The sequence below is a fragment of the Sutterella faecalis genome (assembly GCF_006337085.1).
GTDB lineage: Bacteria > Pseudomonadota > Gammaproteobacteria > Burkholderiales > Burkholderiaceae_F > Sutterella > Sutterella faecalis.
In genome coordinates, this window is the sequence record NZ_CP040882.1 from 2,426,064 (window position 1) to 2,449,815 (window position 23,752).

Consider the following 23,752-nt stretch of genomic DNA (forward strand, 5'->3'; position numbering starts at 1 on the left):
AACCCCTAAGGTAAACGAGATTACTAATCGTTTAGAGGTATGCCCGCACAACATTTGTGCCGTTTCTCAACAAGATTGAGCAAAAGCGCTTAGTTCTGGTTCGCGCCTGTTTTCTGACGAAAAAGCACGCAGTGAAAAACGCCCGGATTCCGTGAGGAACGCCGGGCGTTTTGAAGCAGGAGTGAGATAGCGGAGCGCGGCCTCAGACGGTAAGCGCTTCAGGCACCTGAGCTTTGGGGAGGCTCTCGAGCGGCCAGCGGGGGCGTACGCCGAAGGCGAGCTTGTCGACGAGCGCTTCGCGTTCTGCCGCCGTCATGGATTCCAGACGCGCGATGCCGGCGGCGGCAATCATGGCGCCGTTGTCCGTGCAGAGGCGCATTGGCGGGAAATAGATCTTCCCGCGGCGGCGTTCGACTTCCTGTGTAAGCCGTTCGCGAAGCTGCCGGTTGGCGGAGACGCCGCCCGCCACGACGACATGGTTGAGGCGCGTCATCTTGATCGCGCGCACGAGCTTCGCGGCAAGGACGTCGACCAGAGCGTCGACGAAGCCCCGTGCAAGATTGGCCCGGAAGGCCTCATCCTTCGGATCGAGAGCGTTTGTTACCGCCGTGAGGACCGAAGTCTTGAGGCCCGAAAAGCTCATCATGAGGTTGGGCGCATGAATCATCGGGCGAGCGAGTTCGATTGCGCCCGGCGTTCCCTTGTCGGCAAGCGCGGATACGGCGGGGCCGCCCGGATAGGGGAGGCCGAGAAGCTGCGCCGTCTTGTCGAAGGCTTCGCCCGCGGCGTCGTCGAGCGTTTCTCCCAGGAGCTCATAGGATCCAAAGGATTCAACCCGGAGGATCTGCGTGTGGCCGCCCGAAACCAGCAGCGCGAGGAAGGGAAATTCGGGAGCGGGCTTCGCAAGCCGCGCTGCGAGAAGGTGCCCTTCGAGGTGGTGAACGCCCACTACGGGAATCCCGAGCGCAAAGCCCATGGCGTGCGCCACGGCGTTTCCGGCCAGAAGGGCGCCCGCAAGACCCGGGCCTTCCGTTACGGCAATGGCCGTGATGTCCCTGCGGGTCTTTCCCGCTTTTTCAAGCACTTCATCGGTGAGCGCAACAACGCGCCGGATATGATCGCGGCTTGCAAGCTCGGGCACCACGCCGCCGTAGGCGCGGTGCATGTCGATCTGAGTGTGGAGCGCGTCGGCCAAGAGCCCTTCCGTATCGGAAATAAGGGCGGCGCCGGTTTCGTCGCAGGATGATTCAATACCAAGAACTAGCATAGTGGGCGTCATTCTAAAGGAGAGCATCGGGCGTGCCTCTTCGGATCGGCAAAAAGAGAGACCCGGGACGAGACGCTCAAAAAATGCGAAAAAAATAGCCTTCGGGCGTTGAAGTATCTATGCGCTTTATGAGAAAATTCGCGCTTCGTACTCAGCCGCATCTTGCCCCGGAACCAGACGCGGGCTCGAGTTTCTTCATACATTTCCGGGTCATCACAACCAGGTGTCGAATGCCTACTATTCGCGTTAAAGAGAACGAACCCTTCGAAGTCGCCATGCGCCGCTTCAAGCGCACCATCGAGAAGTCCGGTCTTCTGACCGAGCTCCGTGCGCGTGAATTCTACGAAAAGCCCACCGCTGAACGTAAGCGCAAGAAGGCGGCTGCCGTCAAGCGCCACTACAAGCGTCTGCGCAGCATGATGCTCCCGAAGAAGCTCTACTAATTGCTTCTCTTTGGCCTTCCGGATGGTCCGGAAAGGCTTTCAGAAAAAATCTGATATCGCTCGAAGGATGGTGATGATTAAAGACAGAATCCGCGAAGATATGAAGGCCGCTATGCGTTCGCATGATGCCGACCGTCTGAGCACGATTCGTCTCCTTCTCGCTGCGATCAAGCAGCGGGAAATCGATGAAAAGATCGATGCGACGGACGATCAGGTGATGGAAATCATCACCAAGATGGTCAAGCAGCGCCGCGACTCGGTCGAACAGTATCGCGCTGGCGGTCGTGAGGACCTCGCCGGCAAGGAACAGAATGAGATCGATGTGCTCTCGGGGTATCTCCCCAAGCAGCTCACGGATGACGAAGTCATCGCGATCATCGATGAAGCTGTTGCTGCCGCGGGCGTCACGGGCATGGTCGGCATGGGCAAGGTGATGGGCGCCGTCAAGGCGAAGGTCACGGGCCGCGCCGATCTCGGCAAGGTCTCCGCTCTGGTGAAGGCCCGCCTCACCGCGAAGTAATCGCTGTTCGGCTCTGCTTCAGGCCGCCGGCATCGGAAAGCTGAAAGCACCGGATGCCGATGAGGCCGAAAGCTTCGTATCGCCGCAGGGCTCTCCGGAATGATTGAGGGCGCTGCGGACTGAAGGAAGAACCCCGGAGTCAATCTTCGGGGTTTTTCTTTTTGCACGCGAAGCATTTTTCACTCAGAATCTGAGTCGGCATTTCTGCCGGGTCAGACTTCTCTTTTTTCTGCGTGTTCCATGATTCCTGAGGGCTTCATTACGAGTCTCCTTGACCGCGCCGACATCGTCGACGTGGTGGGCCGCTACGTGACCCTCAAGAAGGGCGGACGCAACTTCATGGCGTGCTGTCCCTTCCACAAGGAAAAGACGCCGTCCTTTTCGGTCAGCCCCTCGAAGCAGATCTTCAAGTGCTTCGGCTGCGGCAAGGCGGGCAATGCCATCGGGTTCCTGATGGATATTGAGCGCCTCGATTTTCCGGATGCCGTGAGGCGTCTTGCGGAAATCTACGGGATGGAAGTCCCCGAGGACCGCACGCCCGGCAGACAGGAAGCGAGGAAGAAAGCCCGCGCGCTCTCCGACTTCATGAAGGAGGCGGCGGACTACTACACGTCCTGCCTCAGGAATTCGACGAAGGCGATCGACTACCTGAAGGCCCGCGAAATTTCGGGTGAAACGGCAGAGCGCTTCGGCCTCGGCTATTCGCCGGACGGATGGCACGGACTTGAAGCCGTTTTCCCAGGAGACCGCTACAAAGCGCAGGAACTCCTTACCACCGGACTCGTGCTCGAGAAGAACGGACGACGCTACGACGCCTTCCGCGACCGCATCATGTTCCCGATCCGTTCTCCGAAGGGAACGGTCATCGGCTTCGGCGCCCGCACGATGAAGGGTGATGAGCAGCCCAAATACCTCAACAGCCCCGAGACTCCCATCTACCATAAGGGAAGCGAACTCTACGGGCTTTATGAAGGCCGAGCTGCGATCGTCGAAAAAGGGCGCGCCATCGTCTGCGAAGGCTACATGGACGTGATCCAGCTTTCGCAGGCAGGGTTCCGCGAAGCCGTGGCGGCTTTGGGCACCTCGATCACGCCTGAGCATGTCAAGAAGCTCTTCAAGCTCTCCGATTCCGTCTACTTTTCCTTTGACGGCGACAGCGCCGGCAGAAAGGCGGCAAAGCGCGCGCTCGATGCCGCGCTTCCCGTCATCGGCGACGATCAGTCGGCGCACTTCGTGCTTCTCCCGCCGGAACATGATCCGGACAGCCTCATCAAGGCCGAGGGGCCTGAAGCCTATGAGCGCGAGATGGAGAAGTCGCTTCCTCTCACGGTATTTCTGAAAAGCATTCTGGTTGAAGGAAAGGAGCTGATTTACGCTGAAGAGCGCGCGAAGCTCGTGAAGCAGGCGAAGCCCCTCATTCTTTCCATGAAGAGCGCTCCGGTGCTGAAGCTATCCCTCATGAAGGAGATAGCGGCGCTCGCCCGCCTGCAGCTTGAGGACCTCGAAAGAGAATGGGGCGTGGCGACGGAAAGAAAGACGGTGGAGCGCCCTTCCTTCGAAGCCGCTCCGCGTGCAGGCGGCCCGTACACAGGACGTTTCGGCAGCTGGGGCGCGCGCTTTGACTGGAGGCGTCGTCCGGCGCCGGAGCCGAGAATCGGCGTCCAGGATGTGCGGGACCGGATGCTGCAGTGCTTTCTCGCCTATCCGCAGCTTTTGGGTGAATTCAGCGCGCAGATTGAAGACGAATTCGTGATGAGCCCGAGCCCCGCGGCCAACAGGATCGTGGAAGTCTGGCGTGCAGCGGCGGGCGAGGAAGACGGGGAGCCGATGTCTCCTGCTGCGCTTCTGATGCGGCTTTCTGAATCCCCGGATGCCGCGCGCTATGAGTCGCTTCTTGCGGGCGAACTCACGCTCGATACGCCTGAGGAAGGCGCTCGCCTTGAGCTTCGCCGCGCGTTCCTTGAGCTTGAGCTCGAACGCGTCAAGGCGCGCGAACTCGTGCTCGGCAGTTCCGGCGCCGCCATTGAGGAGCTGAGGCGGCTCAAGTGCCGCCGCACCGAGCTCATGAAGCTTATTGCGAAGGCTGTCGAAGACGAGCGCATTTATCGGCGCGAGCAGGAGGACGTATCCCGCACGCGCGACTTTGCCAAAAATGAATTAGGAGAGGGGGCAACAACCCTTTCCGACAATCCCAAGGTGCGCGCCATTCAGGAGCTCCTCTTCGGGAAAATGCGCGTGGGCAAAGCGGAAGCGAAAAAAATCCCGGCTGCGGAGCCGGCGGTAGAGACTCCGGCGCCCTCAGCGTCCCCGTTCGGGGCGCCGCCCTCGCCCTTTGGAAAGCCCCCGGCGCCTTCGATATCGTCCGGCGCATCCCCCTTCGGCGCACCGCCCGCGGTTGAGACGCCGCAGATGTCGCCTTTCGGAACGCCTCCTGCGGCGGCACCCGCGACGCAGGCGAGGGCGGCTGTTTCTTCGCAACCGGTTCACGCTGAGGCCGCGGCCGATTCGCCGCGCTCGCGCCGCGATGCCATTGCCAGGGCTTTGCGCGAGCAGGCCGAAAAGCGTGCCGGCATGAAGCTTGAAGATCCGGATCAGGATTTTCCGGAGGATTCCGGCGCCTTTGCCGTTGATGCGAATGAAGCGATGCCGCCGGAAATGCCGGAAGGCTTCGGCGACGGCATGGCGGACGAGGAGTTTTCAGGACTCCTTGAGGAGGCTCAGGAGAATCTCCCCGGCGACGTGCCCGACGCCGATCCCGACATGCTCGGACGGACGGGCGTCTGATCCGCATTTTTTATTCCGACATGCAGAAATCAAGTTTGCTTACATCTCGTTACAAATAATCGTTTGCGAGATCTTGATTTTCCGTGGGGTTTTCACGAATTGTCGGGTTAAATATCCGTTCATGTGGCAAAATTTAGAACGATCCCCCTGATTTTTTTGGGGGTGCATTGCTTTCGGGACGTAGAGTAAAAAGAATATTCTCTTTGCGAGACCCCTTCCGCTTTGCGCCTCGTGTCAGGACAGCATTCTGTATGAACAGATCGGGATCCTCCGGCTTCGGGAAAGGACTGGCTTTTCCCGGAGACGGCTGCGCACTACAGACCGTCCCTCTTTGAAGGAGGCTTCAGACGGGCGGCCTGTCACACTTCTGCGGCAGGGGGAATCTCTTCTGCCGCGAAGGGCCTTAGGAGAGGTACATGGCGGTGGCTAAAAAGGCAAAGAAGGATGTCGTTGCGGAAGTAACGATCGAAACGAGCTCGAAGAAGCACGGCAAGAAGAAAACAAAGGCGCCGGCGCAGCTCGAGACTTCGGGCCTTACGCTTTCCATTGAATCTGTTGAAGCGGAAAAGCCCCGCGCTCCTGCCCGTCTGAGAAAGTCCGCCAAGAAGAAGGCACCGGCTGAGGAAATGGAGCCGGCTGAAGTCCGGTCTGAGGCGGTCGCGGAGGAAAAAGTCGAAGACGTTCCCGCTCAGGAAAAAAAGACAACCTCCCGCAAAAAGACGGCGAAGGCGGAGGATGCCTCTCAGCCCCAGGAAGCTGACGCGCCGGCGAAAAAAGTCCGCAAGCCGCGCGTGAAGAAGGTCGTTGAAGAAGCTCCGGCCGAAGAGGCCGCTGAAAAAACGACCGAAAAGGCCGGTGAAGGCGAAGCCGAGGCTGAAGAAAAGCCCGCCAAGACTTCCAAGGCGAGGAAGACTGCCAAGACGCCGAAAACGCCGAAGGCGGCGAAGACGCCGAAAAAGGCGGCTTCCAAGAAAAAAACGTCGAAAAAGGCCAAAAAGTCCGATGATGCGGACGAATTTGCCGACGACGGCGGCATCGTTGATCTGATTGACGACGATGACGGAAGCGGCGACTACGAAGACATTCCGGACATTGAAGACGTTGCGGATGTGGAGGATATCGAGCCCGACGACGATGGCGGTGATGCGGGAGACGGTGCCGAGCCCGAACCTGAGACGGAGGCGGCTGACGAAGGCGCCCCGAAGAAGGTTCGCCGGACGAGAAAGTCGCGCGCTCAACGCGACAAGGCGCTTCTTGAAGCCATGCAGCACGGCTACGGCGCTCAGGAGGAGTCGAAGGAAGACCGCCGCTCGCGGCTTCTGAAGCTGATTACCCTCGGCAAAGAGCGCGGCTACGTCACCTACAGCGAAATCAACGACAACATCCCCAATACGCTTCTCGACGAAGACGCGATCGAAACGATCGTGAGCATTCTCGGGAACCTTAATATTGCCGTGCATGAAGTCGCTCCGGATGAGGAGCAGCTTCTCATTCAGGGCGCGGGCGAAGCGGTGAGCGACGAGGATGCGGAAGCCGAGGCTGAAGCAGCGCTCTCCACCGTTGAGAGCGAATTCGGCCGCACGACCGATCCGGTGCGCATCTACATGCGCGAGATGGGATCGGTGGAGCTGCTTTCGCGCCAGGGCGAAATCGAGATCAGCAAGCGCATTGAGGACGGCTTGAAGCACATGGTGCTCGCCATTGCGCGCTGTCCGGTGACCGTGCGCGAAATTCTCGAGAGCGCCGAACGCATCCGGTCGGGAGCGGCCGCGATTGATGAGATCGTCGACGGCATTGTTTCGCCCGATGACCAGAAGAACGTGCTCGGAAGCCACGAGGACGAGACCGATATGGGCGCCTCGGCCATGACCGTGGGGCAGCTCGAGGAATTGAAGGAAAAGAGCCTCCAGATCTTCGACAAAGTGAGCGAACACTTCCATGCACTCGTGCGCGCCTTCGACGACAAGGGTCCGAAGACGCCTGAACTCGAGCCCCTCAAGGATTCGATCCAGCAGGAGCTCATGAGCATCCGCTTCACGGCGAAGACGGCCGACCGGCTCTGCGAGTCACTGCGCCGCACGATTGGAGACGTGCGCGCGAGCGAGCGCGCCGTCTACGACGAATACGTGCGCAAGATCGGCATTCCGCGCGATTGGTTCCTGTCCAACTTCATCCCGAACGCCACCCGCATCGGCTGGGTGGACGACGTGGCGGCGGCCTTCCCGGCGAAGGCTCAGGCCGTGCTTCACGTGCGCGCCAATGTCGAGGAGGAGCAGCGGCATCTCGCGGAGCTCGAAAGGTCCTCGCACATGACGGTCGACGAGCTCCTCGACACCTATAAGCAGATGGCAACGGGCGAAGCGAAGGCGAGAAACGCCAAGCGCGAGATGACGGAAGCCAATCTCCGCCTCGTGATCTCCATCGCGAAGAAGTACACGAACCGCGGGCTCCAGTTCCTCGACCTCATTCAGGAAGGCAACGTCGGCCTCATGAAGGCGGTCGACAAGTTCGAATACCGCCGCGGCTACAAGTTCTCGACCTATGCGACCTGGTGGATTCGCCAGGCGATCACGCGAAGCATTGCCGACCAGGCCCGCACGATCCGCATTCCGGTGCACATGATCGAAACCATCAACCGCATGAACCGCATCACGCGTCAGGAACTTCAGGAAACCGGCGTTGAGCCCGACAGCCGCCGGCTTTCGGAATTGATGGAAATGCCTGAGGACAAGATCCTCAAGATCATGAAGATCGCGAAGGAGCCGATTTCGATGGAAACGCCGATCGGCGACGACGACGATTCGCATCTCGGCGACTTCCTCGAGGATACGCAGACGGTGGCGCCTGCGGAGGCGGTGCAGAATTCGAGCCTCTCGGAAACGGTCCGTCAGGTGCTCGACAGTCTCTCGCCGCGTGAAGCCAAGGTGCTTCGCATGCGCTTCGGCATTGAAATGCAGTCCGACCATACGCTCGAGGAGGTCGGCAAGCAGTTCGACGTGACGCGCGAGCGCATCCGCCAGATCGAAACGAAGGCGCTTCGCAAGCTTCGTCACCCGAGCCGTGCCGACAAGTTGAAGAGCTTCGTTGAGGGCGAGGGAAAGGACTGAGAAAGTCCGGAAAAAAAGTTGAAAAACTGAAGGGTGCGGGTTATTCTGTGCACCCTTTTGCCGCGGCCCGACCTCTTTAGAGAAAAGCATGTCCGGGAACGACGGTTCCGCCTGAACGCACGAAGGAATAACGAATCCGCCCGGCAGCCGAAGCGCTGCTGCGGGGATCCATGGCGCGGAATGTAGATCCGCTTGAGATGTGCGCGAGGAGGCCGAAGTTCTGCGGGAGGCTTTTCCGGTCAGCAGCTGCTGATCAGAGTGAAGCGCGGCGAAGGACGAGCCGGAGGCCTGAGGTCTTCAGTTCAGGGGGACAGTTTGCATGAATAAAGCTCTGCGGCTGCATGCGCGCCATGCGGCCGCGGGCTTTTTTCGTCTTCGATGAATCCCTCGGGCAATCCGGCAACCGCGAACGCTATTGACAGGATTTCGCCCGAAGCGCGGCTGTTCTCGCCAAGTGAGAACAATCGTGCCGAGGAAGAGCACTATGGGCAAGACGACAAAGAAGACGACTGCGGACAACGCGGATGAAGCCGTGATCGAGACGCCGGCCAAGGCTGCGGATTCGGCTGAGAAGGCTGAGGAAGCGAAGGCTCTGAAGCCCGCCAAGGCTCGGAGAACGAAGAAGGCGGATGCCGAAAAGGCTGCCGACTCCGAGAAGGAAAAGCCTGCGAAGCGCAAGAAGAAGGCTGAGGCTGAAGCGGCGGATGACGCTGAAAAGCCCGCCAAGGCGAAGAAGGCCAAAAAAGACAAGGCGGATAAGCCGAAGAAGACGAAGACCGCGAAGAAGGCCGCTGCAGCTCAGGAAGAGGAATCGGACGACAGCGATTTTTCCGATGACGTTGAAGCGATCAATCCGGATGATCTCGCGGAAGCCGACGATATTGTCGTTGACGACACGGACGAGGATGCCGCTGAAGTTGACGCCTGGCAGGAAGGCAAGGTGCCCGAAGACGCGGCGGACGGCGACGGATCCCGCGAGCCCGGCGCTCAGCCCAAGAACGGCTACGGCGAACTGGTGCGCCTCGGCCGCACGCGCGGCTGGGTGACGCTCGTCGACATCAACGACTATCTCCCCGAGAGCGCGCTGCGCACGTCGGAAAACCTCCAGGAAGTGACCGAGCAGCTGGGCCGCCTCGGCATTCAGGTGTTTGAGACCCCGCCCGATGAGGACGACATCCTCATCAACGGCATGGGCGGCGACACGGGAGACGACATCGACGAAGATGATGCCGCCGTGATGCTCACGCCCGAAGAATCGGCCGGTCTTTCGAAGGATCCGCTGCGCGCGTATCTGCGCGGCGTGGGTTCGCATAAGCTTCTCACCCGTGCGGGCGAAATCGAAGTTGCGAAGTCGATCGAGCAGTTCACGATTCGTCTTGTTTCCACGATTGTTCAGTATCCGAGCGCAGTTGAGGAAATCCTGCGCTTGGGCGAAGTGCTTCGCGACGAAAATACTGCGGTCGACACGGTGGTGGACGGCTTCAACGATGCCGCGCAGAAGGCGAGCGAGACGGCGGACTCCGCGAACGGCGACGAGATCGCAACCGACATCGGCGCTGCAGCCATGACGGTTGATCAGCTCTCCGAAATGCGCGAGCGCGTGCTTTCGCTCTTTGACGCCGCACGCGCGGCGCTCGAGCGCGTGCGCGCAAACTACGGCGACCCGGCGCATGTCCGCGCCTACCGTCATGCGCTTAAGGACATGTCGGATGCGCTTTCGCCCATCCGCTTCTCCGTGAAGCTCGTGACGCAGATCACGGACCACATCGGCACGCACATGGACGAAGTGAACGACACTCTGAAGAAGATGCGCCTCACGCTCGTCAATCAGTGCCGCATGCCGCAGAAGGATGCCGTTGATCTTCTGAAGAGCGACGAAGTGACGAACCCGGCCTGCTTCGACCGCATTGCTGCGCTCGACAAGCCCTGGTCGAAGGGCGTTGCGCATTCGATCGCGATTCTGAAGGAAGAGCAGGACGTGCTCATCCGCGCTGAAAAGAACGGGCTCCTGAAGCTCTCTGAACAGCGCGAGCTCGGCCGCGCCATGAAGCTCGCCCAGACGAACCTCATGCAGGCGAAGGCGAAGATGATCGAGGCGAACCTGCGCCTCGTCATTTCGATTGCCAAGGGCTACGTCAACCGCGGCCTGGCCATGACCGATCTGATTCAGGAGGGCAACCTCGGGCTCATGAAGGCGGTCGACAAGTTCGAATACCGCCGCGGCTACAAGTTCTCGACCTATGCCACCTGGTGGGTTCGCCAGTCCGTGACCCGTGCGGTTGCGGATTTCGGCAACACAATCCGCATTCCGGTGCATATGACCGAGTCCTACAACAAGCTGCGCCGCCAGAAGCAGAAGTTCCTGCAGCAGCACGGCCGTCAGCCGACCGAGCAGGAGCTCGCGGAGCTCGCCGACCTGCCGCTTCAGAAGGTGCTTCTGCTCACGCAGGCAATGCGCGGCGTGGAATCGATCGATGCGCCGATCGGCGACGAGGAAGACGCAACGAAGCTCGACTTCGTGAAGGGCGACGAGCATGACGATCCGGGCATTGCCTTCCAGGATCAGTCGATGGTGGAGTGCATTCAGAAGTCCCTCAATGAACTCACCCCGCGCGAAGCTCAGGTGCTGCGCCTTCGCTACGGCATCGGCACGAATCAGGACCATACGCTCGAAGAGGTGGGCCGCACGCTCGGCCTCACGCGCGAGCGCGTGCGCCAGATCGAGTCGGCTGCCATCAGAAAGCTCCGTACGCCGGACTTTACGGAACGTCTGCGCGACTATCTCTCGAACTGATGCCTAGGATTTGATTCCCTGACATTGAAGCGCCCTGAAGCATGGAGAACCTGCCTCAGGGCGTTTTTACTCGAGCGAACTTGGCTGAGGGAGTTTCCTCCCGTCCTGATTCTCGGGTAGAATCGTCCTCTTTCATGAATGCATGGCGGGCCTGTAGCCAAGTTGGTTAAGGCACCGGACTCATAATCCGGCTATCCTGGGTTCAAGTCCCAGCGGGCCTACCAGATCTTCCTTTCGGGTGAAGCCTCTCTCCAGTCCCCGGGCGAGCGTGCGCATTAGCCCCTCAAACAAGGGTCGGATCAGCTGCTCCAGGCGGTTGATTTTTCCCTCGCCTTCTTCTCCCCCTCTTGAATTTTCGGATGTCTTCCTTCGAACAGTTCGGTCTTGATCCCCGCATTCTTTCCGCCATTAAAAGCATGGGCTACGCGACGCCCACGCCGATTCAGGAGCAGGCTATTCCTGTTGTTCTGATGGGCGGCGACGTGATGGGGGCGGCGCAGACCGGCACCGGGAAGACCGCCGGCTTCGGCCTTCCGCTGATTCAGAGAATTCTCCCGAAGGCCAACACCTCGATGTCGCCTGCGCGCCATCCGGTGCGTGCGCTTGTGCTTGCGCCGACGCGCGAGTTGGCCGACCAGGTGTCGGAAAACCTCGTTGCCTATTCGAAAGACACGCCGCTGCGCGCGGGCGTCGTTTATGGAGGCGTCGATATTCGTCCCCAGTCGGAGATGCTGAGAAGAGGCGTCGAAATCCTCACGGCGACGCCGGGGCGACTCCTTGATCATGTCGAACAGAAGGCCGTCAACCTCTCCCAGGTTGAAATCGTCGTGCTCGACGAAGCGGACCGCATGCTTGATATGGGGTTCCTGCCGGACATCTCGCGCATTCTGAAGCTTCTTCCGGCCAATCGTCAGAGCCTTCTTTTTTCGGCCACCTTCTCGCCCGAAATCAAGAAGCTCGCGAAGAATTTCCTGAAGCCCAATCCTTGCGTGATTGAGGTGGCGAGGGAGAATTCAACTGCGGAAACCGTCACGCAGGAACTCTTCACGGTTTCTGACCGCGAAAAAACGGATGTCCTCATCGACATGCTGAAGACGCGCGGTCCGGAGGGCGGGCCCCTCACGCAGGTTCTCGTCTTCGTGAACGCGAAGATCACCTGCCGGCGTCTCGCCCGCACGCTCGAGCGCGTCGGAATCAATGCCGACGCCATTCACGGCGACAAGACGCAGGAAGAGCGCCAGGTGGCGCTCGAAGGCTTCCGCACGGGTGCGATCCATGTGCTCGTCGCGACGGACGTTGCGGCACGCGGGCTCGACATCAAGGAGCTTCCCTTCGTCATCAATTACGACGTTCCCTACAGCGCTGAGGACTACGTGCACCGCATCGGCCGCACGGGCCGTGCGGGTTCGAAGGGCGTCGCCACGATGCTCGCCACGCCTGAAGACAAGCGTCTCGTTGAAGCGATCGAAGCCCTCACGAAGCAGACCTTCAAGCCCATTGCCGTCTCCCCGATGCCGAGAAACCGCAGAAATGCGATGTCGCGCCGCCGCGATCAGGGCTACGTCGAACGCGTCGATACGCCCGAAGACGAGCGTATTGCGCGCGAGCGCGCCCGCGCCTACGTGCCGCCCGCTCAGCGCCACCGCGATCCGATTTTCGACATGCCCTACATCGAACGCAATCCCGGCACCGCAAAGAAGGCGGACGAGCCCCTCTACCTCGAGCGCCGTGAAAAGCGTCGTCCGGTCGCTGCACTCCTTGGCGGCAGCGGTCATTGACGAAAAGCCGCAATCGTTCAAAAATCCCTGGAAAGACTTATTGTTCCGGGGATTTTTGCTCTATGCGCTGGGAGAATAATCCGCGCAGTTTGAGCGCGCTGAAGCGAGTAAAAAACGAAGTGGAGAGGCATTTCCTTAATGCGGAGTCTCTCCGGATTTTTTCCGCGAGGAGAGTCTGAGCGATGCAAAAGCCTGATGAAATCATAGAAGGGAAGCTCCGCGAACTCGGCATTCCCTATGAGCGGCACGATCATGCGCCCATCATGACGGTCGAAGAAGGCCGGGTGCTCGCGTGCGAGTACGGGTCCTTCTGCATGAAGAACCTCTTTCTCACTGCGAAAAAGCGCTTCTACCTCCTCATGATGCCGTCGGAGAAGAGCTTCTCTTCCAAAGCGCTCGCGAAGCAATTGGGCTGCGGACACATATCCTTCGGAAGCCCGGAGAAGCTCGCAGAGTGCCTCCGGACGTATCCGGGCGCCGTTACGTGCCTGGGCCTTCTTTTTGACGAAAAGCATCAGGTCGAGGTGCTGGTCGACAAGGCGCTCCTCGAGGTGCCTCTCGTCGACGCGCATCCGTGCTCCAACGCGGCGAGCATCAAGCTCGCGATGAAGGACATTCTCGAGGTCTGGCTTCCGGCAACGGGACATGCCGACTGGAAAACGGTAGAGATTGATTAACGCTCCGGCATCAGCAGAGCCGCTACGAAAAAAGACCGGCAGGATTGCTCCCGCCGGTCTTTTTTTCTGTCAGGGTGAAATGGCTTTCATCAACCCATCGGGATCAGTCCGCGGCCAAGGAAGTAGCTGCAGGCGACGCCGATGATGACCGCGATGATGTTGAGCCAGATGCCGGCCTTCACCATGTCGGCGATCTTCAAGCGCCCCGTGCCGAAGACGATCGCGTTCGGGGGCGTGCCCACCGGCATCATGAAGGCGCACGAGCAGGCGATGACCATCGCGAAGAGCGGCGCTTCAGGATTGATGTGGAGGCTTTCGGAAGCCGCAGCCACCACAGGCATCATCGTTGCGGCAAGGGCCGTATTCGACGTGACTTCAGAGACAAAGGTGATCACGGTGGAGATGCCCGTCATGAAGGCCAGGTCGCTCACGCCCTGGAAGATCGACGCCTGGGCGCCGATGAGAGCGGCCACGCCCGTCGACTGAATCGCCGCCGCCATCGAGAGGCCGCCGCCGAAGAGGAGAAGCACGTCCCAGGCAACAACATCCTTGGCGCTGTTCCAGTCAAGCGCGTGGATGCCGCGCTTGGCGTCAACCGGAATCATGAAGAGGAGAATGCCTGCGCCCATGGCGATGAGTTCATCGGAAAGGGGCTTCAGGGGTCTTGCGCCATTGATTTCGAGGCCGCGCAGAACAGGACCGAACATCCAGAGGACTGCCGCGAGGACGAAGATCGCAAGAACGATCTTTTCACCGCGCGAGAGGGGCCCGAGCTTTCTCAATTCGCCCTTGATCCATTCCCGCCCGCCGGGGATGCCTTCCATGTTGACAGGGAAGAGGAAGCGCGTGAGGAGGATGTAGGTTGCAGGAAGAAGGAGGAGCGTCACCGGAAGCGCAACCTTCATCCAGCCGAGGAAGGAAACCTGGACGTGATAGGTGTCTTCAACAAAGCGCGCAAAGATGCCGTTCGGGGGCGAACCCACGAGCGTCGCCATGCCGCCGATTGAGGCTGCATAGGCAATGGAGAGAAGCACGCAGACGGCGAAATTTCGTTCGTCCTTCGTGATTTCCGGGCTCGTCTGGGTGGAGCGGATGACGCCCATCACAGCCACCGCGATCGGCACCATCATGGCCGCCGTTGCAGAATTGGAAACCCAGGCCGAAAGGAAGGCCGTGGAGATCATGAGACCGAAAATCATCTGCTTCGGCTTGGTGCCGAAGAGAGAAATCGTCACGAGTGCGATGCGTCGGTCGAGGTGCCAGCGATGAATCGCTGCTGCGATCAGGAAGCCGCCGAGAAAGAGGAAGATCGTTCCCGAGGCATAGTGGCGCATGGTGTTGACCGGGGTTGCAATATCCAGAAGCGGATAAAGCAGGATCGGCAGCATCGCCGTGACGGCAATCGGCAGCGCTTCGCTGAACCACCAGATGGCCATCAGGGTCGTGACTGCCGCACAGGCCTTGCCTGCGTGGCCGAACTCGACCACTTTGCCTGCCGTATTGACAAAAGTGTCGGGCAGCAGGAAGTAGACGAGGATGGCGAGCACAGGCCCCAGGATAAACGCCCAGATCTTGGTCGAATTCGAGACCGCATCAACCGAGACCGATGAGGTTTGGAGTGGCATGGTGTCGCTCCTTGATAAAAGTCAAAGGGAGGAAAAATCCTTTACGATGACATCAGGATATACGCTGGAGGAAAGTTCTGCTTCGAATGAATTGGGACGAGTTGGGGTGAAATAGGAGGCGATGGCGGGTAAATGAGGGTATTATTGATTTAATTATTTGATTTTATTGAATATCCGACCGAGTTAAGTCGTGTGGAGTAAGGTGGTTGCCGTAGCGGATCAATGGGATGGATCCTTCCAAAGACTTGCTTTTCGATATAAAGATCTATAGCGTTAACCCTCACAGCATCATGAACGGAAAAGGAAGCGTTCCTTTTCCCGATGCCGGGAGCAGGATCACGAAGTTTTGATCCGGCGCTCCCGGAATTCCCCGCAGACTCGAGCGGGGAACCCAAGCACAATGCCGGGTCCCTCCCGGTCTGTGCGAGTTGCGCCCAATTCCCTGCGGGGGAAACACATCATTATTCGGGCATAGGCAACAGGGGTTCAGAACCTGAACCCATCCGTGATGTCTGCGTCGCCGGAAGGCTTTTTCTTCTCTTTGAGTTCTCATGCATTCCCTCCTGAGGGAAGGGCATCAATGCACCCAAAAAGAATCAAGGCGTTCCGACTGACGGGCGAGTGAGGGTGGGAGCGCCCGCGGCGTGCAAAGGAGGCACGCGAATGCTCCGGGCTGGATTTCGTTTCGAATTGCCGCGCCCAGACAAGGGGTCTGAAGACGGCTAAAGAGGAGCAACGGTCATGGCGACGCATCGTCTCACCATCAAGGGTCAGGTCACTATTCCTAAGGAAATTCGCGATTATCTCGGTCTTGCGGAAGGCAATTCCAGTGTGGATTTTTCCATCGCGCCTGACGGTACGGTTGTTGTAAAAAAAGCAGGTGAAGCGGCTCACGCTTCGAGTCTGCGCACTCGCGCCCAGCGTGCTGCCCGTTCGGTGCAGCAGGCCTGTTCGGGCCGCAGCCGCGAAATGAACCGCGGCGGAGTGCTTGCCCTTCTCGCCGGAGGCTTCTGACGCGAGCGGCTGAAAGTAAACCAGAAAGCAAAGCCCGGATGAGGGAGAACTCATCCGGGCTTTGCTTTCTGTGCGGTCGCGCTTCAGGAATTCTTTTTGTCTTCCATCGAAGGGGGCGGAACAAGGCCTTCCTCCTTCGCGAGCTTCTGCGCCGCCTTGTCCTGTTCCTTGAGCGCCTTCTTGAGGGTTGAGGGCTGGAGAACCGGGAAGTTGACGAGCACGAGGAGACCGTGAGGATCTGCGTCCGCAAGCTCGACCGAGCCGCCCGAGCGCTTCACGATGCGGTCGACGATGGCGAGTCCGAGGCCTGAACCCGTCACGCCCGAGCGCGCCGATTCGCCGCGCTCGAAGGGGCGCATCACGCGGGCGCGCTGGTCTTCGGGGAGGCCTTTCCCCTGGTCGGCAACGGCAAGCGTTGCCGTGCGTCCGTCGGGGCTCTTCGTAAGCGTCATGGAGAGCCTCAGAATGCCGTCGTCGCTTCTGCCGTAGCGCTGGGCATTGACGATGAGGTTCTGAATGGCGCGCGAGAGCTCAAGCGGATGCGCCATGACGAAGATGTCGTCGGGGAGATTGCTTGCCGTGAGTTCCACGGAAGAATCGGTTTCAATGCGTGCGTTGTGGATGGCTGCGGTCACGGCCTCGCCGAAATTCACCATCACCTGATCCTCGTTGGTGCGGCGCGCATAAGCCAGGAACTGGTTGACGATGTTTTCCATCTGCTCGAGGTCGCTCACCATGGCTTCGCGGGAGTCGCCGGGAAGATCAGCAAGTTCGACCTCAAGGCGCAGACGCGTGATCGGGGTGCGGAGGTCGTGCGAGACGCCGGCAAGAAGCAGCTCGCGGTCGGCTTCCATGTGCCCGAGATCCTCCACCATGCGGTTGAAGCTCACATTGACCGCCTGAATTTCAGCCGTGGTGGCGTCTTCGGGGAGGGGGTCGGGCTTCTTTCCCTGACTGATCTCGCGCGCAAAGGCCGAGAGTCTTGCGAGGGGCTGCACGACATGGCGCGCGAGAAGCGTGGCGCCGAAAAGAGACGCAATGCCGGCCGCGAGCGCCCACCAGAGCCAGGTGGTGCCGTACGGGGGATCGAGCACGTCGTCCTTCGTCTGCAGCCAGTAAGTGTCGCCGTCAATGTCGAAGGTCACCCAGAGGCCGTCATTGCCGTTCACGCGCGTGGCAAGGATGGTATCGGGTCCGAGAGACGTCTTCACAAGCTGATCAATCAGACCGTTGTAGCCTTCGCTCGAAATCCGGAAGATCTTGTCCGTGGGGTCGCGCGGCGAGATGAGCACGCCCTCGCGGGCAGCGAGCGTCTTGAGGAGATCCACGCGGTAGAGGGGATCCGCGGTGACGAGTGCGTACTTGGTGAGATTGACTGTCGAAACGATGTGCTGGGCCACCCCCTGCGAATAAGGGAGTTCGGAGAGCACGCGAAAACTCTGCAGCCACCCGATCACGGAGAAGAAGAGGAGTCCGCAGAGGAGGAGAAACGTCCGCCAGAAGAGGCTCGGGCGGCTCGTTTTGAGTTGTGAGATCCAGGACACGGCAGAAGGAGAAAAGAGAGAGTTTGAGGCTCAGGAGCCGCCGCCATCAGAAGGCAAAAAGGACGCACGGGCTTCTTTTGAGACCGTACGTCCTCTTCTTGTAAACGGGCGTCGTCGAAATGTCAATCAGGCGTGGCCGTCCGGAATGAAGACGTAGCCGAGGCCCCAGACGGTCTGGAGGTAGCGGGGCTTCGAGGGATCGGGTTCCAGAAGTTTTCTGAGGCGCGAAACCTGAACGTCGAGCGAACGGTCGAAAGCTTCGTATTCGCGGCCGCGGGCCATCTCCATCAGCTTGTCGCGCGAGAGGGGCTGACGCGGATGACGGGCAAAGGCCTTGAGAACCGCAAATTCGCCGGTAGTGAGCGGAACGACTTCACCGTTCTTCTTGAGAACGCGCGTGCCGAGGTCGAGCTCAAAGTCGCCGAAGCGGACAACTTCGTTCTCAAGCGACGGCGCGCCCGGCGCATCCTGACGCGGACGGCGGCGCAGCACGGCATGAATGCGGGCAAGGAGCTCACGGGGATTAAAGGGCTTGCCGAGGTAGTCGTCGGCGCCGAGTTCGAGACCCAGGATGCGGTCGACATCCTCGCCGCGGGCGGTGAGCATGATGATCGGGGTCGTATCCTTTTCAGAGCGCAGGCGCTTCAGAATGGCAAGACCGTCTTCGCCCGGCATCATGAGGTCGAGAATCAGCACGTCGAAGTGCTCGCGCACCCAGAGGCGCTTCATCGCCTCGCCGTTTTCGCTCACAAAAACCGTGAAGCCGTTTTCACCGAGATACCTGCGCAGAAGATCGCGCAGCCGGGGGTCATCGTCGACGATAAGAATCTTGGGGGTGCGTTCAACCATTTGTTCGCTCCTGATGGCGAAGAAGGAAGATCCCGGCGAGCTTCTCGCTGCGGGCTTCCCAATGAATTTCAATGCTTCAATTGTTTCACCTTATTCCCCTTCGCGTCACCCTCGGGCAATTCGATGTTACAAATACGCGGTCAAAGATACATGCCCGGAAAAATCTCCTTAGATCGCTCTCGAAAGCAGTTTCTTTCAGGGGTAAATGTAAATTAGAGGTTTTCTGAGGATGGATTTTTGATGTTTTATGCGACTCAAATTGACGCTTAGTATCAGAAGAAAGCCGTTTTTTCTGAAGAAAGCATGCTCACGAGCGGCAATGTTCTGTCACGGTTTACTAAAACTTGCCGCAAACCGAAGAGATTCCCCCTGATATATTGGAAATCAACAGAGACCCCGGAGGGGATGGCTCTAGGACGCTGCTTTCTGTGATGCGTCCGGCGCGGGCTCCTCCCTTCATTCTTTGAGACTTGATTTCATGGTTAGACGTTACTGCTCTTCAGTTCTTGCGCTTGCTGCCTGCCTTGCGGCAGGACCGGCCTTTGCGGCTGAGCTCACGGACGAACCGCTCGGTGCCGTCGCTGGCGTCCCTCAGGCGAAGGACTGCGGAACTGCGGAAGCGCCCTGCGTGCAGCTCTGGGGCAGCATGCGGGCGGAAGAACGCGCAAGGCTCTGGCCGTTCCTGGATGAATCTTCGAAGCTCTCCTACTGGCGCAGCATGACGCCCGAAGAGAGAAAGAGTCTGAGGATGTGCCTCTCCGAGCGCGACCGCGAGGCTTTGCGCCGCCGCTTCTCCTTTGACGCCCGCAATGGCCGGGAGCTCGTGCGTCCGAAGCTCTGCGGCGAGGAACGCCGCCTGATGCGCGAGCAGATCATGGAAGTGCACATGCAGTTCAGACGCGCGCACGGCGCTCACGAAGGCTCTGCTCAGCCTCTGCCGCCGCCGCCTCCGCGGGCTCCGCACCATCTCGAGCATTGAATTTCCATGCAAGCATGTCGCAATGCCGGCCGGGTCTTTTCGGAAGATCCGGCTTTTTTTCGCTGAGAAACGCTCTCGTATAATCTGAACTTCCCATATCCCAAGCCGAGAAGAGGCGTCTTTTTTTATGTCCGGATCCTTACCTCTGATCCTTGCGCTCGATACTGCGCAGGAAGATTGTGCAGCGGCGCTCCTCAAGGGGACTGAACTGATTGCCAGCCGGGTGGAGACGGTCGGAAGCCGCCACAGCGAGCTGATTCTGCCGATGGTGCGCGATCTCCTTGCGGAGGCGGGCGTTGACAAGACCCGACTCGGCCTGATTGCCTTCGGCGCGGGTCCGGGCTCCTTTACGGGGCTTCGGGTAGCCTGCGGCGTGGCGCAGGGTCTGGCCTGGGCGCTCGAATGCATGACGGCGCCGGTTTCAAGTCTTGAAGCGCAGGCGGAGTGGCTTAAGGACGAAGAGCACCTTCCTGCGGGCGAGGTGGTTGCCGTGCTTAACGACGCCCGCATGCATGAGTGCTACGGCGGCGTCTGGCGCGTGCCGGAGAACCCTGACGCGCGGCTCGAGCGCGTTGCGGGCCCGGAAATCGTGGCGCCTGCGGATGCCATGAAGTTCCTTTCCGCCTATGGCGCCCGCCATCTCGTCGGAAGCGCGGAATTGGTTTATGGCGATGAAATGGCGCTTGACGACGCCGTATGTCATGTCGCGAGCCGAAGCTCCCGGCCGGAAGCGATCGGACGCATTGCCGCCAGGATGTCTGCCGCGGGCGAAGTGGTGAGCCCGGAGCTTGCCGCTCCGGTTTACGTCCGCAACCGCGTGGCGCTCACTATGGCTGAACGCGCCCGCGGCGAGAGGCTTCAATGACGACGGCACTCACTGAAATCCGTCCGATGCATCGGGAGGATGCGCCTCAACTCGCGCGCCTCGAAGCGCTGGTTGAAGCGTCGCCCTGGAGCGAAAAGAATTTTCTCGATTCACTTAACGCCGGGCATCTTGGATTCATCCTTGAAAAGGAAGGACAAATTGCCGCCTGGGCCGTCGTCATGACGGTGCTCGACGAGGCGGAGCTCCTCATCATCGGCGTTCGCCCCGACATGCAGCGGCAGGGACTCGGCTCAAAGCTTCTTTCCTTCGTGCTGCGCGAGCTTCGCGGCAGAACGGTTCTCATGAATCTTGAAGTCCGGGCGGGAAATCTTCCGGCCATCGGGCTCTATAAGCGCTTCGGCTTCCTGCAGACCGGCATTCGGCGCGGATACTATCCGGGCGAAAATGGATCGGGCCGCGAGGATGCGCTTCTCATGAGCCTTTCCCCGCTTCCGGAATGCGGCATGAATGCGGGCGGGAGCGCAGCATGAGCTTTACCCGCGAAGACTGCGAAATGATCGAAGCGATGGGGCTCGGTCCCGTCTGGCTTCTGAGAGAAACGGAGGATCCGTTTCTGCCTGAGCTCGGAACTCTCGTCAGGGAACTCCGCGAGCCTCTTCAATCTCCCCGTCCGACTCAGGGAGCCGCGGCTCTTAAAGAGCAGAGCGGTGCGCGGCCCGGGCCCGTGCTCCGGGCTCAGGCGCCCGCAGAGGGGGGAGCGCCCCTTCAGACCGCGCACATGGGAATGCCCGAATCGCTCGCGGAAAAAATCCGCGCGGCAGGCTGGGATGAACTGAAGGCGCTTGCGAATGCCTGCAGTCTCTGCTCCATGGCGTCGAGCCGCCAGCATGTCGTTTTTTCCGATGGCGATCCGGGACCAGGACTCGTCATTGTGGGCGAAGCTCCGGGTGCGGAGGAAGATCTTCAGGGGCTTCCCTTTGTTGGAAAGTCCGGACAGCTTCTGACCTCGATGCTCGAGTCGCTCAACATCGTGCGAAGGAAGGACGCCGTCATCCTCAACGTCCTCAAGTGCCGTCCGCCTCAGAACCGTAATCCTCAGCCCGAGGAAATCAGCTGCTGCGGACACTATCTCGAGCGTCAGCTCGAGATCCTCGCACCCCGGGTGCTTCTTCTGGCCGGGCGCTTTGCCGTCGGATCGCTTCTGAAGCTCGAGGGAAATTTCTCCATCGGGCGCCAGCGCGGACGCATTCATCAGGTCATGATCGGCGGAAGAACCGTGCCTGCCGTTGTGACCTACCATCCGTCTTATCTCCTGCGCTCGCCCCTTGAAAAGGCAAAGTCATGGGATGATCTGTTACTATTGAAGAGCGCCATGCGGGATGCCGGCATCCTGCCGCCCGAAAAGGAAAAGCGCTGGAATTAGCCTGCTCTGCACGCAGAGCTCCCCGGAGCATTGCGACGGCATTTGAATGCAGGATTCTTCGGGGAATCTTCCGCCATACGGACTAGGCTGTCTAAGCCTGATTGCGGGTCGAGCGCGCTTTGAGCTGCTCCTACAATGTTTACCTTCTAAATCATATGGTCATCCGGATATGTGGGCTGTCGCAAGGCATCGCGTGGAACCGGAGTGATCCCGGGTGAAAGATGTCTGAAATTCAAAACCTTCGGAATGGCTGCGAGGAGCAGAATCCTGGCGGATGCGCGGGGAGTGCGAATTACGATGAAGCGCTGCGCTCCTGTTCGCGCGAGGCAGCTGCAACGCTTGCGGCTGCCGCGGCCGTGACGGCTTTCTTCTGGGGAACGCTCTTTCTCTTTTCGTTGAGTAAAGCAAGTTTCTTCGGGTTCCCGCTCTGGTTCATGGCTGCCGTACCCGGCGGCTATCTTTTTTCGATTGTCGCGGTCGTCTGGATCGTGAAGCGTTATTTCCGGGACATTCCGCTCGACATCACGCCCGATGCGCCCCGAAAGCTCCATTCGACTGAAGGAGCCGAATGATGTCCGACACCGTGCTCATCTTCATTCCGCTTCTCCTTTTCTTCCTCGTTCTCGTCTTCACGATGCTCTGGACGGAGCGTACGCGAAGCCGTCAGTTTGAAGCGGGACGAGCATTCAGCGGGGAATATTTCCTGGGAAGCCGCTCGCTCTCGGGATTTGTTCTGGCAATGACCCTCATTGCCACATATGGTTCGGTTTCCTCCTTTGTGTCCGGTCCCGGAATTGCCTGGAAGCTCGGCCTCGGCTGGGTGGTTTTTGCCGCCCCGCAGATTATTGCGGGCTTCTTCATTCTCGGACTTCTCGGCAAGAAGATGGCGCTCGTATCGCGCGCCTGCGGCGCAATCACGGTCACGGGCCTGATCGACAAGCGCTTTGGAAGCCGGGCGCTTTCCATCATTCTTTCGATTGCGCTTTTGCTCTTCTTTACCGCCATGATGACGGGGCAGTTCATCGGGGGCGCGGCCATCTTTTCCGAGGCTGCCGGCATTTCGCCGGAAGCCGGTCTCCTTCTCTTCGGCGCGCTTACGGTTTTCTATACCGCCTTCGGCGGCTTCAGGGCGGTTGCCTGGACCGATATGGTCTGCGCGATTCTGATGCTCGTCGGCATGGTGATGCTGGGAAGCGCCGTTGTTAGTGAGGCAGGGGGCCTTACGACCGCGATGGCGCGCGTGGCCGCTGCCGGCTTAAGTGATCCTGCTCGCGACATTTCCACGAGCACGATGCTTTCGCCCAATGCGGGCGGGGCGCTCCCCTGGACGCTTCTTTTTTCGGCCTGGATCCTCGTCGGCTTCGGGACGGCGGGGCTCCCGCAGTCGGCGGTGCGCTGCATGAGCTACCGGACATCGGGAGACCTCCACCGCGCAATGATCGTGAGCACGATCGTCTGCGGCGCTCTCATGGTGGGCGTGACGACGATCGGCGTCCTTGCGCGCGGCATCCCCGGGCTTGAGCTCGGCGGCGCTTCAACGGATCATCTGATCCCGCGCCTCATCGCTCAGCACATGACGCCGCTCGAAGCCGGCATTACGCTGATCGGGCCGCTTGCCGCCACCATGTCGACCGTGAGTTCGCTCCTGATTGCCGCCTCTGCTGCCGTGGTGAAGGATCTTCTGATCGCCATGCGTCCGGAATTTGAAGACAAATCCCGTGCGCTTCTTCTGGCGTCGCGCGGGACGACGCTCTTTCTCGGCGTCGTGGCGATGATTTTTGCGCTCAGGCCCATGGATCTGGTGGCCTGGATCAATATGGGCGCATTCGGAGGTCTTGAGATTGCGTTTCTGCTTCCGCTCGCGGGCGGGCTTTACTGGAAGCGCGCAACGTCTGCAGGCTGCCTCATCTCGATCGCTGCGGGTTTCGCCGTCTACGGCTGGGCGCTTTTCATGAAGCCCGATCTCGCGGGATTCCATGCCATTGTGCCCGCGTTTGCCGCTGCAGCGTTCTTCTTTGTGGCCGGAAGCCTGCTCACGCGCGATAAGGAAAATGCGAATCTTCGCTATTTCTTCCCGCAGCATTGAGAACGCTTCAGGAACCAGGATTCATTCGCGACGAAA

18 protein-coding genes and 1 tRNA gene are annotated in these 23,752 nt (G+C 59.9%); 15 read left to right on the forward strand and 4 right to left on the reverse strand.

All coding sequences use genetic code 11. From position 1 onward, the window contains the following. Positions 1 to 202: 202 nt before the first annotated feature. A complete protein-coding gene (gene tsaD, locus FG381_RS10255) occupies positions 203 to 1,267 on the reverse strand; it encodes a tRNA (adenosine(37)-N6)-threonylcarbamoyltransferase complex transferase subunit TsaD (RefSeq protein WP_139688701.1) in 1,065 nt (354 codons plus the stop codon). A 230-nt stretch (positions 1,268 to 1,497) separates the two neighbouring features. Between tsaD and rpsU the strand changes: the two genes are divergently transcribed. The 8 genes from rpsU to FG381_RS10295 all read left to right on the forward strand — a co-directional run bounded on the left by rpsU (position 1,498) and on the right by FG381_RS10295 (position 13,370). Beyond that, positions 1,498 to 1,710, forward strand: a complete 213-nt coding sequence (rpsU, locus tag FG381_RS10260; protein ID WP_139688702.1) for a 30S ribosomal protein S21 — start codon at positions 1,498 to 1,500, stop codon at positions 1,708 to 1,710. Positions 1,711 to 1,777: 67 nt separating this feature from the next. After that, on the forward strand, positions 1,778 to 2,230 hold the full coding sequence (locus FG381_RS10265) for a GatB/YqeY domain-containing protein (protein WP_174857866.1): 453 nt from the start codon (positions 1,778 to 1,780) through the stop codon (positions 2,228 to 2,230). 240 nt (positions 2,231 to 2,470) lie between these two features. Next, complete coding sequence (dnaG, locus tag FG381_RS10270; RefSeq protein WP_139688704.1) at positions 2,471 to 5,014, forward strand: DNA primase; 2,544 nt, start codon at positions 2,471 to 2,473, stop codon at positions 5,012 to 5,014. Positions 5,015 to 5,430: 416 nt separating this feature from the next. Further along, positions 5,431 to 8,121: an RNA polymerase sigma factor RpoD gene (gene rpoD / locus FG381_RS10275; RefSeq protein ID WP_139688705.1), complete on the forward strand. Its 2,691-nt coding sequence runs from the start codon at positions 5,431 to 5,433 to the stop codon at positions 8,119 to 8,121. A gap of 484 nt (positions 8,122 to 8,605) precedes the next feature. Continuing rightward, positions 8,606 to 10,915, forward strand: a complete 2,310-nt coding sequence (locus FG381_RS10280) for a sigma-70 family RNA polymerase sigma factor (RefSeq protein WP_226960313.1) — start codon at positions 8,606 to 8,608, stop codon at positions 10,913 to 10,915. 147 nt (positions 10,916 to 11,062) lie between these two features. Next, positions 11,063 to 11,139 (forward strand) — tRNA-Ile (locus tag FG381_RS10285). Positions 11,140 to 11,274: 135 nt separating this feature from the next. After that, the gene (locus tag FG381_RS10290) at positions 11,275 to 12,693 is read left to right on the forward strand and encodes a DEAD/DEAH box helicase (protein WP_139688706.1); all 1,419 of its coding nucleotides are present in this window, start codon (positions 11,275 to 11,277) and stop codon (positions 12,691 to 12,693) included. Positions 12,694 to 12,875: 182 nt separating this feature from the next. Beyond that, positions 12,876 to 13,370 carry a YbaK/EbsC family protein gene (locus FG381_RS10295; protein WP_139688707.1) on the forward strand — a complete coding sequence of 165 codons (495 nt, stop codon included), beginning with the start codon at positions 12,876 to 12,878 and terminating at the stop codon, positions 13,368 to 13,370. 89 nt (positions 13,371 to 13,459) lie between these two features. On the opposite strand, the gene FG381_RS10300 is transcribed toward FG381_RS10295, so the two are convergent. Then, positions 13,460 to 14,995, reverse strand: coding sequence for an SLC13 family permease (locus FG381_RS10300; RefSeq protein WP_139688708.1), 1,536 nt, complete (start codon positions 14,993 to 14,995; stop codon positions 13,460 to 13,462). 741 nt (positions 14,996 to 15,736) lie between these two features. On the opposite strand from FG381_RS10300, the gene FG381_RS10305 reads away from it, so the two are divergent. Beyond that, positions 15,737 to 16,009, forward strand: a complete 273-nt coding sequence (locus FG381_RS10305; RefSeq protein WP_139688709.1) for an AbrB/MazE/SpoVT family DNA-binding domain-containing protein — start codon at positions 15,737 to 15,739, stop codon at positions 16,007 to 16,009. 83 nt (positions 16,010 to 16,092) lie between these two features. On the opposite strand, the gene FG381_RS10310 is transcribed toward FG381_RS10305, so the two are convergent. Then, positions 16,093 to 17,553, reverse strand: a complete 1,461-nt coding sequence (locus FG381_RS10310; protein WP_139688710.1) for an ATP-binding protein — start codon at positions 17,551 to 17,553, stop codon at positions 16,093 to 16,095. A gap of 126 nt (positions 17,554 to 17,679) precedes the next feature. After that, the gene (gene ompR / locus FG381_RS10315; protein ID WP_139688711.1) at positions 17,680 to 18,402 is read right to left on the reverse strand and encodes an osmolarity response regulator transcription factor OmpR; all 723 of its coding nucleotides are present in this window, start codon (positions 18,400 to 18,402) and stop codon (positions 17,680 to 17,682) included. A gap of 478 nt (positions 18,403 to 18,880) precedes the next feature. On the opposite strand from ompR, the gene FG381_RS10320 reads away from it, so the two are divergent. From FG381_RS10320 to panF, 6 genes are all read left to right on the forward strand, one after another. Continuing rightward, positions 18,881 to 19,381 carry a type 2 periplasmic-binding domain-containing protein gene (locus tag FG381_RS10320; protein ID WP_174857867.1) on the forward strand — a complete coding sequence of 167 codons (501 nt, stop codon included), beginning with the start codon at positions 18,881 to 18,883 and terminating at the stop codon, positions 19,379 to 19,381. Positions 19,382 to 19,508: 127 nt separating this feature from the next. Further along, complete coding sequence (gene tsaB, locus FG381_RS10325) at positions 19,509 to 20,246, forward strand: tRNA (adenosine(37)-N6)-threonylcarbamoyltransferase complex dimerization subunit type 1 TsaB (protein WP_139688712.1); 738 nt, start codon at positions 19,509 to 19,511, stop codon at positions 20,244 to 20,246. Next, entirely contained in the window at positions 20,243 to 20,737 is a 495-nt protein-coding gene (rimI, locus tag FG381_RS10330) for a ribosomal protein S18-alanine N-acetyltransferase (protein WP_139688713.1), read from the forward strand. The genes tsaB and rimI overlap by 4 nt, the downstream gene beginning before the upstream one ends. Continuing rightward, a complete protein-coding gene (locus FG381_RS10335) occupies positions 20,734 to 21,630 on the forward strand; it encodes a uracil-DNA glycosylase (RefSeq protein WP_139688714.1) in 897 nt (298 codons plus the stop codon). Before rimI ends, FG381_RS10335 begins: the two co-directional genes overlap by 4 nt. A 221-nt stretch (positions 21,631 to 21,851) precedes the next feature. Then, complete coding sequence (locus tag FG381_RS10340; RefSeq protein WP_139688715.1) at positions 21,852 to 22,202, forward strand: YhdT family protein; 351 nt, start codon at positions 21,852 to 21,854, stop codon at positions 22,200 to 22,202. Further along, the gene (panF, locus tag FG381_RS10345; RefSeq protein WP_139688716.1) at positions 22,199 to 23,716 is read left to right on the forward strand and encodes a sodium/pantothenate symporter; all 1,518 of its coding nucleotides are present in this window, start codon (positions 22,199 to 22,201) and stop codon (positions 23,714 to 23,716) included. The genes FG381_RS10340 and panF overlap by 4 nt, the downstream gene beginning before the upstream one ends. The last annotated feature ends 36 nt before the right edge of the window (positions 23,717 to 23,752 follow it).